Annotated in this window: 14 protein-coding genes and 1 other RNA gene; 5 read left to right on the top strand and 10 right to left on the bottom strand. The window is 66.5% G+C overall.

Annotated elements, in window-relative coordinates; all coding sequences use genetic code 11:
* Positions 1-10: 10 nt before the first annotated feature.
* The 7 genes from ACSFA0_RS08675 to dnaX form a co-directional block, all read right to left on the bottom strand.
* Positions 11-847: an ABC transporter permease gene (locus ACSFA0_RS08675; protein WP_435449791.1), complete on the bottom strand. Its 837-nt coding sequence runs from the start codon at positions 845-847 to the stop codon at positions 11-13.
* Positions 848-849: 2 nt separating this feature from the next.
* Positions 850-1683 (bottom strand): ABC transporter ATP-binding protein, encoded by an 834-nt coding sequence (locus ACSFA0_RS08670; RefSeq protein WP_435449790.1) that lies wholly within the window; start codon positions 1681-1683, stop codon positions 850-852.
* Between the two features lie 7 nt (positions 1684-1690).
* Entirely contained in the window at positions 1691-2725 is a 1035-nt protein-coding gene (locus tag ACSFA0_RS08665; protein ID WP_435449789.1) for an ABC transporter substrate-binding protein, read from the bottom strand.
* A 111-nt stretch (positions 2726-2836) separates the two neighbouring features.
* Complete coding sequence (locus tag ACSFA0_RS08660) at positions 2837-3226, bottom strand: MAPEG family protein (RefSeq protein ID WP_435449788.1); 390 nt, start codon at positions 3224-3226, stop codon at positions 2837-2839.
* Between the two features lie 31 nt (positions 3227-3257).
* The gene (gene recR / locus ACSFA0_RS08655; RefSeq protein WP_435449787.1) at positions 3258-3848 is read right to left on the bottom strand and encodes a recombination mediator RecR; all 591 of its coding nucleotides are present in this window, start codon (positions 3846-3848) and stop codon (positions 3258-3260) included.
* Between the two features lie 36 nt (positions 3849-3884).
* The gene (locus ACSFA0_RS08650; RefSeq protein ID WP_262076774.1) at positions 3885-4217 is read right to left on the bottom strand and encodes a YbaB/EbfC family nucleoid-associated protein; all 333 of its coding nucleotides are present in this window, start codon (positions 4215-4217) and stop codon (positions 3885-3887) included.
* A gap of 40 nt (positions 4218-4257) precedes the next feature.
* Positions 4258-6105 carry a DNA polymerase III subunit gamma/tau gene (gene dnaX / locus ACSFA0_RS08645; protein ID WP_435449786.1) on the bottom strand — a complete coding sequence of 616 codons (1848 nt, stop codon included), beginning with the start codon at positions 6103-6105 and terminating at the stop codon, positions 4258-4260.
* A 76-nt stretch (positions 6106-6181) separates the two neighbouring features.
* Here dnaX and ffs point away from each other — a divergent pair.
* Positions 6182-6278, top strand: an RNA gene (ffs, locus tag ACSFA0_RS08640) — signal recognition particle sRNA small type.
* Positions 6279-6307: 29 nt separating this feature from the next.
* Here the strand turns inward: ffs and ACSFA0_RS08635 are convergent.
* Together ACSFA0_RS08635 and ACSFA0_RS08630 are read right to left on the bottom strand one after the other, a co-directional pair.
* Positions 6308-6589, bottom strand: coding sequence for a hypothetical protein (locus tag ACSFA0_RS08635; RefSeq protein WP_435449785.1), 282 nt, complete (start codon positions 6587-6589; stop codon positions 6308-6310).
* Positions 6590-6659: 70 nt separating this feature from the next.
* Positions 6660-7916 carry a TIGR03862 family flavoprotein gene (locus ACSFA0_RS08630; RefSeq protein WP_435449784.1) on the bottom strand — a complete coding sequence of 419 codons (1257 nt, stop codon included), beginning with the start codon at positions 7914-7916 and terminating at the stop codon, positions 6660-6662.
* 141 nt (positions 7917-8057) lie between these two features.
* Here ACSFA0_RS08630 and trxA point away from each other — a divergent pair, with 141 nt between their 5' ends.
* Complete coding sequence (trxA, locus tag ACSFA0_RS08625; RefSeq protein WP_140838010.1) at positions 8058-8390, top strand: thioredoxin TrxA; 333 nt, start codon at positions 8058-8060, stop codon at positions 8388-8390.
* 176 nt (positions 8391-8566) lie between these two features.
* Positions 8567-9832, top strand: coding sequence for a transcription termination factor Rho (gene rho / locus ACSFA0_RS08620; protein ID WP_262076769.1), 1266 nt, complete (start codon positions 8567-8569; stop codon positions 9830-9832).
* A 129-nt stretch (positions 9833-9961) separates the two neighbouring features.
* Here rho and ACSFA0_RS08615 read toward each other — a convergent pair whose 3' ends face one another.
* Positions 9962-11047: an oxidoreductase gene (locus tag ACSFA0_RS08615; protein ID WP_435449783.1), complete on the bottom strand. Its 1086-nt coding sequence runs from the start codon at positions 11045-11047 to the stop codon at positions 9962-9964.
* 183 nt (positions 11048-11230) lie between these two features.
* Between ACSFA0_RS08615 and ACSFA0_RS08610 the strand changes: the two genes are divergently transcribed.
* Together ACSFA0_RS08610 and ACSFA0_RS08605 are read left to right on the top strand one after the other, a co-directional pair.
* Positions 11231-11500, top strand: coding sequence for a type B 50S ribosomal protein L31 (locus ACSFA0_RS08610; protein ID WP_257860341.1), 270 nt, complete (start codon positions 11231-11233; stop codon positions 11498-11500).
* A gap of 90 nt (positions 11501-11590) precedes the next feature.
* Positions 11591-13339, top strand: coding sequence for a hypothetical protein (locus ACSFA0_RS08605; RefSeq protein WP_435449782.1), 1749 nt, complete (start codon positions 11591-11593; stop codon positions 13337-13339).
* The last annotated feature ends 5 nt before the right edge of the window (positions 13340-13344 follow it).

Here is a 13344-nt window from a genome sequence, read left to right as displayed (position 1 = left end):
AAGCGCCTTCTCAGAGCTTCTCCGTCTCGCCGCTGCGCGGTTGCCACTTCATCAGGCGCCGCTCCACCACGCCGACGATCGCGTCGAGCCCCAGCGCGAAGGCGGTGAGCACCACGATGCCCGCGAACACGGTGTTGACGTCGAAGGTGCCCTCCGCCTGCAGGATGAGGTAGCCCACCCCGCGCGCGGAGCCCAGGTATTCGCCAACCACCGCGCCGACGAAGGCCAGACCGACGGCCGTGTGCAGGCTGGAGAACACCCAACTCGTTGCGCTCGGCAGGTACACGGTGCGCATCAGCTGGCGCTGGTTGGCGCCCAGCATCTTCGCGTTCGCCAGCACCACCGGGCTCACCTCGCGCACCCCCTGGTAGACGTTGAAGAACACGATGAAGAACACCAGTGTGACCGCCAGCGCCACCTTGCTCCAGATGCCCAGGCCGAACCACAGCGCGAAGATCGGCGCGAGGATCACGCGCGGCATCGAATTGGCCGCCTTGATGTAGGGGTCCAGAATCAGGCTGGCCGTGGGCGCGAGCGCCAGCCACAAGCCGCAGGCCAGGCCCAGCACGGTGCCGATGCCGAAGGCCAGCACCGTCTCGAGCAGCGTCGTGCCCAGGTGCATGTAGATGTCGGCATTGCCTGCCAGGCCCTCGGGGAACAGCACGTTCGGTGGCACGGCGATGGGCAGGAACCAGTTCCAGATGCGCCCTGCCACCTGGATCGGCTCGCCGAGGAAAAACGCGAACTGGTTGTTGCGCGAGGCCACGTGCCACATCACCAACAGCATCACCAGCAGCCCGAGTTGCCAGAGGCGCGCATTGCGCGCGTTGGGTCGGAAACTCACCATGCTCAGGCCGCCTTCTTCAACTGCTGCGAATAGCCTTTCAACACCTCGTCGCGCAGCACGTTCCAGATCTGCGTGTGCAGTTCGACGAAGCGCGGATGCATGCGCACCTCGGCCACGTCGCGCGGCCGAGGCAGGTCGATGACGAATTCACCGATCGGGTGTGTCGCGGGGCCGGCCGAAAGCACGACGACGCGGTCGCTCATGGCGATCGCCTCGTCGAGGTCGTGTGTGATGAACAGCACCGCCTTTTTTTTCGCTGCCCACAGGGCAAGCACCTCGTTCTCCATCAATTGCCGGGTCTGCACGTCGAGCGCGCTGAAGGGCTCGTCCATCAGGATGATGTCGGGGTCGAGCACCAGCGTCTGCGCCAGGGCCGCGCGCTTGCGCATGCCGCCCGACAGCTGGTGCGGATAGCGGTCGCCGAAGCCCGCCAGGCCCACGCGTGCCAGCCACGCCTCGGCCTGCGCAGCCGCGTCGCCATCGGGCATGCCGCGGTACTGCAGCCCCACCATCACGTTGTCGCGCGCGCTGCGCCACGGCATCAGCGCATCGCTCTGGAACATATAGCCCGCGCGCGTGTTGATGCCCGCGAGCGGCTGGCCGAAGACCTCCACCGCACCAGACGACGGAGTGAGCAGGCCCGCAGCCACGTTCAGCAGGGTCGACTTGCCACAGCCTGTGGGGCCGACCACAGACACGAATTCGCCTGCGCGGATGCGCAACGTGGTGTCGGCCACCGCGGTGTAACGCTGGCCCGGGTTCTCCTTCGCGTGGAAGGTGCAGTTGATGCCGAGCAGTTCGAGCGCGTGGTCGGGAGAATCGGCGGTGCCGGCCATCGAGCGCTCAGGCCTTGAACCGTTCCTTCGCGCGCCGCGCGAAGTCGTTGGTGTAGGTCTTCGCGAGGTCGATCTTGTCGGCCTTGACCGAAGTGTCGAAGCTGGCGATGGCGGCCAGCGCCGTCTTCGGGCCTTCGAGCGGCACCAAGCCATCCACCGCGATCGCCTCCCGTACCTTGTCGAAGGACGCCAGGTAGAGGGCGCGGTCGCCCAGCAGGTAGGTCTCGGGCACGGTCTTGATGATGTCGCTCGGTCCGGCCGTCTGCAGCCACTTGAGGCCGTGCACGATGGCATTCGCGAGCGCTTGACAGGTGTTGGGATTCTTCTGGATGAAGTCTGCCGGCGCATAGAGGCAGGCCGCGGGCATGGGCCCGCCGAAGACGTCTTGCGTGCCCTTGAGCGTGCGGGTGTCGCTGATGATCTTCACGTCGCCCTTCTGCTCGAGCATGGTCATCACCGGGTCGGTGTTGCTGATCGCATCGATCTGGCCCGAGCGCAGCGCCGTGAGCGCGCCCGCAGCCACGCCGACACCGATGTAGCTCACGTCGCTGGCCTTCAGGCCCCCGCGCGACAGCACCAGGTTCGCCACCATGTTGGTCGAAGACCCGGGGGCAGAGACACCGATCTTCTTGCCCTTGAGATCGGCCACGTTCGCATAGCCCGCCATGTTCTTGGTCGACACCCCCACCGCGATCTGCGGTGCGCGCCCTTGCAGCACGAAAGCCTGGAACACCTGGTTCTTGGCCTGCAGGTTGATGGTGTGTTCGTAGGCGCCCGAGCAGACATCGGCCGACCCGCCGACGACGGCCTGCAATGCCCGCGCACCACCGGCGAAGTCGGCGATCTCGACATCGAGCCCTTCGGCCTTGAAGTAGCCCAGCTGCTCGGTGATGGTGAGCGGGAGGTAATAGAAGGCCGCCTTGCCGCCGACAGCGATGGAAATCTTGGTGCGCTCCGGCTTGGCTTGCGCGAAGACGTGGGGGATCGCGATCGAAGCAGCCGCCAATGCAGCGGCAGACGTGAAGGTGCGGCGATGAAGCATGCGTTGGGCCCGGGTTCTTCGGTTCTTGACGACCGAATCGAGCTTAGGCGCGCGCCAGGTCACCTGCATCGGGAACATCCCGCGCGGGTTTTCACGTAAGCAGAAAGAGGACTACCGCCCAGCGAAAACGATGGCGATGTTGACCAGAAAAGCCAGTGCCCAAACTGCACTGCGCGCCGCGTTGGCGCCGCGCAGGTAGAGCGCGATGAACATCAGGCGCAGCACGATGTAGGCGACGGCCAGCGCGTCGATGTGACCCTGCTGCGCGCCGAGCTGATGCGCGATGACGACGGCACCGATGAAGAACGGAAGTCCTTCGAAGCTGTTGGCCTGCGCCGCGTTGGCACGCGCGCGCCAACCGCTTTGTTTGGCCGCCCAGTCGCGCGGCGTCACGTTGTCGCGCGGCCCGAAGGCCCCTACCTTCGCGATGTACGCGCAGGCATAGGGCAACGCGGCGGCGGCGAGCACGCACCAATAGGCGACCGTGAGATGGAAGTTCATGCGTGCGGTCTCGTCGTTTGGAGGTGCAAGGCTAGCGCCGGTCGACCAGCGCATGCGCGATGGTGCCGAGGTCGACGTATTCGAGCTCGCTGCCGGCCGGGACGCCACGCGCTAGCCGCGTGACCGTGAGCCCGCGCTGGCGCAATGCCTCGCCGATGACGTGCGCCGTCGCCTCGCCCTCGGCGGTGAAGTTGGTCGCGAGGATCACCTCGACGACGCTGCCGTCGAGCGCGCGGTCGAACAGCTTCTGCAAGCCGATGTCCTTCGGCCCGATCCCATCGAGCGGGCTCAGCCGCCCCATGAGCACGAAGTAGTAGCCGCGAAAGGCATTGGTGCGTTCGAGCGCGGCCTGGTCCGCCGGCGTCTCGACGACGCACAGCTTGCTGGCATCGCGCCGCGGGTCCATGCAGACCTGGCAGATCGTCGCTTCGGTGAAGGTGTTGCAGCGCTCGCAATGCCGCACGTTCGCGGCCGCTTCCTGCAGCGCGCGCGACAGCAGCTGGGTGCCCTGGCGATCGTGCTGCAGCAGGTGGAAGGCCATGCGCGACGCCGACTTGACGCCCACGCCGGGCAGGCGCCGCAGCGCGTCGATCAGCGCGTCGAGCGAGCTGGTGTCAGCCACGTCGCTGGCTCGTGCAAACGCAGCGCAGCAGCGTCATCAGAAAGGCAACTTCATGCCGGGAGGCATGCCCGGCATGCCGGCGGTGAGCTTGCCCATCTTCGCTTCGCTGGTCTCCTCGGCCTTGCGCACCGCCGCGTTGAACGCGGCGGCCACCAGGTCTTCGAGCATGTCCTTGTCGTCGGCCAGCAGGCTCGGGTCGATGGTGATGCGCTTGACGTCGTGCTTGCAGGTCATGACGACCTTCACCAGGCCGGCACCGGACTCGCCTTCGACCTCGATGTGGGCCAGCTCTTCCTGGGCCTTTTTGAGGTTGTCCTGCATGGCCTGCGCCTGCTTCATGAGGCCAGCCAGTTGTCCTTTGTTGAACATCGCGTTGATCCTGAAAGTTCGTTGAATGAAAAGGGTGATGTTAGGCGGGTCGCAGGGTGCCGGGGACGATCTTCGCGTCCCACTGCTGCATCAGCGACTGCACCTCGGGGTCGTTGCGGATCGTGTCCTCCGCCGTGCGCTGCCGCGCTTCGGCGGCCAGCTTGTTGCGGCGTGCGGGGCTGTCCGTCACACCGCCGATCTCGATCGCGATTTTGACCGCATGGCCGAGCCCGGCGAGCGCCGCCTGCAACTTCTCCCGGGTCGAGGTCTGGTTGAGCGACTCGCGCTCGACGCGCAGCAACCACTGGTCGACGTCGCGTGCCACCAGCTGCGATTGCAGCGCCAGCTCGCGCGTCAGCGCGCCGATGGCTTCGGCCACGACCATCTGCGTCACCGTGGCGTACCAGAAGTCGCCCTCCTCGCTCGGTTCGATGCTGGCCGCGGGGGTCTCGATCTCGCGCATCTGCTCGCGCGCGCCCGGCGCCGGCTGCACGCGCACCGGCATGGCGAGCACGCGTGCCGGCGCGTCCTGCGCCGGTGCAGCGCCATGGGCGACAGGCGGGGCATCGCGCACCGGCAGGCGTTGTCCGGCGGGCGCGGCATTGGATTGCGCTTCTTGCGGCGTGGCGGGCGCGGGCGCCGTGGTGGGTGGCGATGGCATGGCTCGCACGGCGAGTACCGCCGGCGCCGCTGCTATCGGAGCGCCTGGCGGAGCCTCGGCGACCGTGCGAGGCACCGCCTGGCCATCATTCAGAGTTTTTTTTTCCGGGGATGCCGACTCGGCGGGCTTGAAGGCCAGCAGGCGCAACAGCACCATCGTCAGCGCCGCGTACTCGTCCGGCGCCAGCCCGAGCTCGCCGCGACCGTGCAGGCAGAGGCTGTAGAGCAACTGCGTTTCATCCTGCGGCATCAGGCCGGCGAGGCGCGCCGTCTCCGCCGCGTCGGGGTCCGTGTCGCTGGCCGTCGCGGCGCGCGAAGGCACGGCCTGCAGCACCGCCATGGCCTGCAGCACCGTCGTCATTTCTTCCAACGTCGCCGCGGCCGACAGGCCGTCGCGGCGCAGCACCTCCGAGGTTTCGACGACAGTCTTTCCATCGCCTTGCGCCAACGCATCGACAAGCCGAAACACATGGCTGCGATCGGCGCTGCCGAGCATCTGGCGCACGCCGCCTTCGAGCAGTTCGCCGTTGCCGAAGGCGATGGCCTGGTCGGTCAGCGACAGCGCATCGCGCATCGAACCACGTGCAGCGCGCGCCAGCAGGCGCAGGGCCTGCGGCTCGGCCGGCACCTGCTCGGCCGCGAGCACCTGCGTGAGATGTTCGAGCACCGTTTCTGGCGCCATCGGCCGCAGGTTGAACTGCAGGCAGCGCGAGAGCACCGTGACCGGCACCTTCTGCGGATCGGTGGTCGCCAACACGAACTTGAGGTACTCGGGTGGCTCCTCCAGCGTCTTCAGCATCGCGTTGAACGCGGTGTTGGTGAGCATGTGCACTTCGTCGATCATGAAGACCTTGAAGCGCCCCTGCACCGGCTTGTACACGGCCTGCTCGAGCAGCGACTGCACTTCGTCCACGCCACGGTTCGACGCGGCATCGAGTTCGGTGTAGTCGACAAAGCGACCGGCGTCGATGTCGCGACAGGCCTGGCAGACGCCGCACGGCGTGGCGGTGATGCCGCCCTGACCGTCGGGCCCCTGGCAGTTGAGCGACTTCGCCAGCACACGCGACACGGTGGTCTTGCCCACGCCACGCGTCCCGGTGAACAGGTAGGCATGGTGAAGCCGCTGCGTGGTCAGTGCGTTCGAGAGTGCCTGCACCACGTGCTCCTGACCGACCATCTCTTCGAAGTTGCGGGGTCGGTATTTGCGGGCAAGCACGAGATAGGACATCGACCCATTCTAAAAGCCGACGACGCGCATTCCCGTGCGCGGTGTGGGCACTCCAACGCACGCTAGAATGACCGCTGACGGGCCTCCCCGCATGGTGAAGCGGCCAACCGGGTCAGGTGGGGAACCAAGCAGCCCTAACTGCGTAGCCAGTGCCGGGGGTAAGGCTCGTCAACCTTCTTTTTCGACACGCCGCGGGCGCCAATCAGACCGGCGTGCGGTTGGCCTTCAGTTTCTCCCGCAAGGTGTCGGCCAACGCCAGCGTGTCGTGTTCCATGCTTGCAATGCGGTAGGCGCCGAGCGGCTCGCCTTCGTAGCTCAGCCGCGCGACGCTGAAGTGGGCGCTGAGCGCAGTCGCGGCGTCGTGCAGGCATTCCGCAATCGACCTCAGCCCTTCGCGTACGTGACGCTCGTCAGCCGACCCCGTGCTGACGCTGTAATTGAAGTAGCGGTCCCGGACCTTCTTGATATCGACTTGCGGATGCATGCTGGCAACGAACCCTCTCGTGCGGGGATTGTGTGCGGGTCACCGAACAAATGCATGTCAGCCACAAGTACTAAGACGTTGGCGACATGGTTTGAAACTCCCGCAGCACGCCCTTTGAAGCAGCCACGCCGCTCGCCATCGAAGCTGTCAGCAGATAGCCGCCAGTCGGCGCTTCCCAGTCGAGCATCTCGCCCGCGCAATGCACATGGGGCAAGCGCTGCAGCATGGTGTGGGCGTCCATCGCATCGAAGCGCACGCCGCCCGCGGTGCTGATCGCCTCGGCGACGGGCCGCGTTGCGACGAGACGAAGCGGCAGTGCCTTGATGGCGTGCGACAAGGCTTCGTTCGCTTGCATTCCGTCACGACCGAGTGCTTCGTGCAACACACTGGCTTTGACGCCCTCCAGACCGAGCCGGCTTTTCAGATGGCTGCTGAGCGAGCGCGACCCGCGCGGATGCATCACCGCAGCGTGGACCTGCTCGGGAGACCGATCGGGCAACAGATCGACCGACACCATGGCGTGGCCCGTGCGCGCGATCTCGTCGCGCAGCAAGGCAGATGCCGCATAGACCAGGCTGCCCTCGATACCCGTGGCGGTTGCCACGAACTCCCCCTTGCGTTCGAAGCTGCGGCCCGCCGCATCGACGACGCGGATGGCCACCGACTTGAAAGGATGGCCGGCGAAACGCGACGCGAAATGCGCGCTCCAGGCGACGTCGAAGCCGCAGTTCGAGGGCTGAAGCGGCGCGACATCGACGCCGCGTGCCCGCAGCCAGGGCACCCATGCGCCGTCGGAACCCAAGCGCGGCCAGCTTGCGCCACCCAAGGCCAGCACGACGGCATCCGCCTGCACCGTGGCACGACCCGCAGGTGTCGCGAAGTCGAGCGTGGTCGGCATGGCATCCGACGAAGCCCAGCCTTGCCAGCGATGCCGCATGTGGAAGCGCACGCCCGCACCCCGCAGCCGCTGCAGCCAGGCACGCAGCAGCGGCGCAGCCTTCATGTCGACCGGAAACACACGGCCTGAGGTGCCGACGAAGGTTTCGACGCCGAGGCCCTGCGCCCAGGCCCGAAGCGCATCCGGCCCGAAGTCGCGCAGCATCGGCTCGACCTGCGCACGCCGATCGCCGAAGCGCTGCACGAAGATCTCGAAGGGCTCCGAATGCGTGAGGTTGAGGCCACCGCGGCCAGCCAGTAGGAATTTGCGCCCCACCGAGGGCATAGCGTCGTAGAGGTCGACCTGCACGCCGGCGGCGCTCAAGGTCTCGGCCGCCATCAGGCCGGCGGGCCCGCCGCCGATCACGGCAACGGTCTTCAGAGTATTCATTCAGGGGATCCAAGTTCGAAAAGAGAAGGGCCTTCGGCTATCGCGCCCATAGCGTCCGCACCGGGGACGCTGCCACTTGGTTTCTGCCACAATGCCCAGCACTTTAGCTGCAGCGCAACCCCGCGTCACAAGGACAACACCATGGCCAGCGATCTGATCAAACACATCTCCGACTCCTCCTTCGAAGCCGACGTGCTGCAGTCGGGCAAGCCTGTCCTGGTCGACTACTGGGCCGAGTGGTGCGGCCCGTGCAAGATGATCGCGCCGATCCTCGACGAAGTCTCCGCGACCTACGAAGGCAAGCTGCAGATTGCCAAGATGAACGTGGACGAGAACCGCGACATCCCTGCCAAGTTCGGCATCCGCGGCATCCCCACGCTGATGCTGTTCAAGGACGGTCAGCTGGCCGCCACCAAGGTGGGCGCGATGAGCAAGGCGCAACTGACCGCCTTCATCGACCAGCAACTCGCCTGAGTCGGCCCCAAGGCGGTCGCCGCGCAATGCGCCGGCCGCCTCGTTTTTTCCTGTCATAATCTCTCTCAGTTCACCGGCTCGCCCGGTTTGAGTTCCCCGGTTTGTGAGGCAGTTCTCGCCTCTCCTTAAACCTCCCCCCGTTTTCCGTTCGACACCACCCCGCCAGGGGTCGCTCCATGCACTTAAACGAACTCAAGGCACTCCACGTGTCTGAAGTCCTCAAGCAGGCCGAAGCCCTTGAGATCGAAAACACCGGCCGCATGCGCAAGCAGGAGCTGATGTTCGCGATCATCAAGAAGCGCGCGAAGGCCGGCGAACAGGTCTTCGCTGACGGCGTGCTCGAAATCCTGCCCGACGGCTTCGGTTTCCTGCGCAGCCCCGACACCAGCTTCACCGCCAGCACCGACGACATCTACATCTCGCCGAGCCAGGTGCGCCGCTTCAACCTGCACACCGGAGACATGGTCGAAGGCGAAGTGCGCACGCCAAAGGATGGCGAGCGCTACTTCGCGCTCACCAAGCTCGACAAGGTCAACGACGGCCCGCCCGAGCAGAACAAGCACAAGGTGATGTTCGAAAACCTGACGCCGCTGTTCCCCAAGGAACAGATGAAGCTCGAACGCGAAGGCGTCAAGAGCGAAGAGAACATCACCGGCCGCATCATCGACATCATCGCCCCCATCGGCAAAGGGCAGCGCGCCCTGCTGGTGGCGCCGCCCAAGAGCGGCAAGACGGTGATGATGCAGCACATCGCGCATGCGATCAGCGCCAACTACCCCGACGTCCACATGATGGTGCTGCTGGTCGACGAGCGCCCGGAAGAAGTGACGGAAATGCAGCGCACCGTGCGCGGCGAGGTCATCGCTTCGACCTTCGACGAGCCCGCCGCGCGTCACGTGCACGTCGCCGAAATGGTGATCGAGCGCGCCAAGCGCCTGGTCGAGCTCAAGAAGGACGTGGTGATCCTGCTCGATTCGATCACCCGCCTGGCCCGCGCCTACAACAACGTCGTGCCCTCGTCGGGCAAGGTGCTGACCGGCGGTGTTGACTCCAACGCGCTGCAGCGCCCCAAGCGCTTCCTGGGCGCCGCGCGCAATGTGGAAGAAGGCGGCTCGCTGACCATCATCGGCACCGCGCTGATCGACACCGGCAGCCGCATGGACGAAGTGATCTTCGAAGAGTTCAAGGGCACGGGCAACAGCGAAATCCACCTGGACCGCCGCCTGTACGAAAAGCGCGTGTTCCCGTCGATCCAGCTGAGCCGCAGCGGCACGCGCCGCGAAGAACTGCTGCTGGCACCCGAGATCCTGCAGAAGACCCGCATCCTGCGTCAGCTCATGTACAACATGGACGAGATCGAGTCGATGGAGCTGATGCTCAAGAACATGAAGGCGACGAAGACCAATGTCGAGTTCTTCGACATGATGCGCCGGGGCGGCTGAGGTTAGCCCACCCCCGAACTGGCTCACTTCGTGTAGCCAGCTCCCCCTCGAGGGGGCAACACCAGCGGCCCGGCGGAGCCGGTTCCGCGGTGTTTCACGAACGAAAGCCCGTCTCTCGACGGGCTTTTTTTATGGGGTGAGCGCTCGGCCCTCTGTGGCACTGCGCGCGCCGAGGTCGAGGAGTTCCATCAACGCCACGGCCTCTTCCGGTGGCACGGGGTTGGGGCCGACGCCTCGGATGGCGTCGCGCACTGCGGCGTAGTAGTCGACGTAGTTGCCGCGACGGTTCGGCACGGTGCTCTCGCGCACCCAGTTCTCGATCGCCACCGCTTTGAGTTCACCGGGCACGGGGTCGACGCCCCAGTTGTCACCGCCCGGCCGGCCACCCGCCCGCAAAGCATCCTCCTGCGGATCGACGCCATGCTTCACATAGCTGCCGCGGGTGCCGTGCAGGATGTAGCGCGGCGCGGCGTGGGCCGCGAGTGTGGTGGCATGCAGAACCACGCGCAGGGGTGCATGCAGCCCGGTGTCGTAGCGCAGCAGCGCATGGAAGTGATCTTCGACCTGCGCGCCGTCGCGCAGCGCGGCGGTGTCGAGCAAGAGCGTGTCGGGCTTGCCGAAGAGTTGCATGGCCTGGTCGAGCAGGTGCGCGCCCAGGTCGACCCAGAGGCCCGCACCGGGAACAGCCTGCTCGCGCCAGCGCTCACGCACCCCAGGGCGAAAACGATCGAAATGTGACTCGAAATAGACGGGTCGCCCGAGCTGACCGCTGGCCAGCACGTCACGCAAGGTGAGGTAGTCGGCATCGAAGCGGCGATTCTGATAGACCGACAGCAGCCGATTGCGCTGCTGCGCCAGGGCCGCAAGTTCGCGCGCCTGCGCCGCATCGAGCGTGAAAGGCTTGTCGACCACCACATGCTTGCCGGCTTCGAGCGCCGCCTTGGCGATCGGGTGATGCTGGGCGTTGGGTGTCGCGATCACCACCAGATCGATGTCGGGCCGGGCCAGTAGCGCCGCGGCGTCGGGCTCGACCGGCACGCCCGGCCAGTCGGCCTGCACTTTCTGTGGCTGAGAACTAGCGACGGCCGCCAGCTCCAGGCCCGGCGCAGCCGACAGCACCGGGACATGAAAAGTCTGGCCGGCGAAGCCGTAGCCGACGAGGCCGACGCGCAACGCGCCGGCGGTCGAGGGCAATGAGAAAGCGGCTGGGGTCATGGGAAAAAGGCTCGGGATCGCCTTGACGGATCAAATGCCCAGTATGCGATAATCGCGGGCTACGCGAAAAGTGCAGCCGGGCGCCGTGCCCAGCCGTTCCCGTGATCTGTGTGATTGTGGGACCCATCCCCAAGCCCTGGTGCTGCGGATGTGTGGCTCTCGCATCGACCCCAAGGAAACACCATGGCAAAAGAAGGCATCCACCCGAACTACCGCGAGATCCTGTTCGTCGACATGTCGAACGGCTTCAAGTTCGTGACCCGTTCGTGCGCGAACACCAAGGAAATGGGCAAGACCGACGACGGTCGCGAACTGCCGTTGTTCAAGCTGGACACCACGAGCGAATCGCACCCCTTCTACACCGGCACGCAAAAGTCGGTGGACAACATGGGTGGCCGCGTCGAGAAGTTCCGCAACCGCTTCGGCAAGACCACCGGCACCGCTTCCAAGTAAGCTCGCCGCTTCCCGCAGACCCGGATCAAGGGCAGCCCGGTTTACCGTGCTGCCCTTTTTCATTCTTCCTTCGAGCGCACGCCCCTTCCGTTGAACACCCAGCCGACGCCCGCCATCGTTGCCCAGAGCGCCGTCCGCCGCCTGCCACGGCTGGCGCTCCTGCTGCTGTGCGCGGCCTACCTGATGCCGGGCCTGCTGGGGCGGGGCCCCTGGAAGAGTGCCGACATCGCGTCCTACGGGTACATGGCCGAACTCGCGCGAAGCACCGAGGGCCTGGCGCGCTGGCTCGACCCGCTGCTGCTTGGCCTGCGGCCCGAGCCGCCCGCGTTGCTGCCGTACTGGATCGGCGCGCTGGCGATCAAGATCGCGCCCTCCTGGGTGCATCCCGATCTGGCGGTGCGCATCGCCTTCGCCGTGCTGCTGTGGGGCGTTTTCACCGCCGCGTGGTACGCGGTGTACCACCTGGCGCGCACGCCCCATGCGCAGCCTGTGGCCTTCGCGTTCGGGGGCGAGGCACAGCCGACCGACTACGCTCGCGCCATCGCGGACGGCGCGCTGCTGGCGCTGATCGCCTGCCTGGGGCTCGCCCAGCTTGGCCATGAAACGACGCCGGCGTTGGCCCAGCTCTTCTTCATCACGACCCTGTTCTACGGCGTGGCAGCGCTGCCGTATCAGCGCATCGGCGCCAGCGTTGCGCTGGCCGTCGGGCTGTTCGGACTGGCACTCAGTGGTGCCCCGACGATCGGCATTGTTCTGACGATCGGCGCGGCCCTGCTTGTCGCCCTGGACCGCCACCGCGCACTCGCCGACCCCTCGGACGAAGAGCCGGGCTACCGTGCCACGGCTTCGCTGGAAATCCTTGGCATCGCACTGTTCGCGCTCGTTGTGGTGCTCGCACTGGGGCTGTGGCGCTGGCAGATCATGCTGCCGGGCCAGTTGGAAGGCCGCACCGTGGGCGCCGACCTTCGCAGCCAGGCCAGGCTGATGCTGTGGTTCACCTGGCCGGCCTGGCCGCTGGCGTTGTGGACGCTGTGGCGCTGGCGTCGGCAGCTCACCGCGCGCCATGTGATGCTGCCGCTGTGGTTCGCACTGGTCCCGCTCGTCGCCACCTGGACGACAGGCTTCTCCGAGCGCTCGCTGCTGCTCGCCCTGCCAGCGCTCGCGACCCTGGCCGCGTTCGCCTTGCCCACGTTCCGCCGCAGTGCCGCGGCACTGGTCGACTGGTTCACCCTGCTCTTCTTCAGCGGCGCGGCCTTCATCATCTGGGCGTACTGGATCGCCATGCAGACCGGCGTGCCACCGAAGATGGCGGCAAGCATCACGCGCCTGGTGCCCGGCTTCGTGCCGACTTTTTCCTGGTTGAACTTCGCGTTCGCGATTGCCGCGACGGTGGCCTGGTGCTGGCTGGTGCGCTGGCGCACGGGCCGGCATCGGGCAGCGCTCTGGAAGACGCTGGTGCTGCCCGGCGGCGGCGCGGCGCTGTGCTGGCTGCTGGGCACCACACTGTGGCTGCCAGCGCTCGACCACGCGCTGAGCTATGCGCCGCAGGTCCGCGCCATCGCCGATCGCGTCGGCACGACGCCGTGCGTCTCGGCCCTCGCCTTGACGCGACCGCATATCGCCGCACTCCAGTTCCACGGCCACTTCGACCTGAAGCCGCTCGCCAGCGGGGCGGCCGTTGCCGTCGACACGGCCTGCCCCTGGCTGCTGGTGAGCCCCGAAGCCCTCGGCCGGCCCGGCACGGCGATCGACTTCAAACGCTGGCAGCTGGCCGGCACCTTCCGCCGCCCGACCAGCGCGAGCGACGACATCTTTCTCTACCAGCGCATCGCCCCGTGACGAGC

The organism is Variovorax restrictus (genome assembly GCF_051216715.1).
In the GTDB taxonomy this organism is placed as follows: Bacteria; Pseudomonadota; Gammaproteobacteria; order Burkholderiales; family Burkholderiaceae_C; genus Variovorax.
Note: the sequence above shows the minus strand (reverse complement) of the source record. Positions and strands in the feature narration are given on the sequence as shown.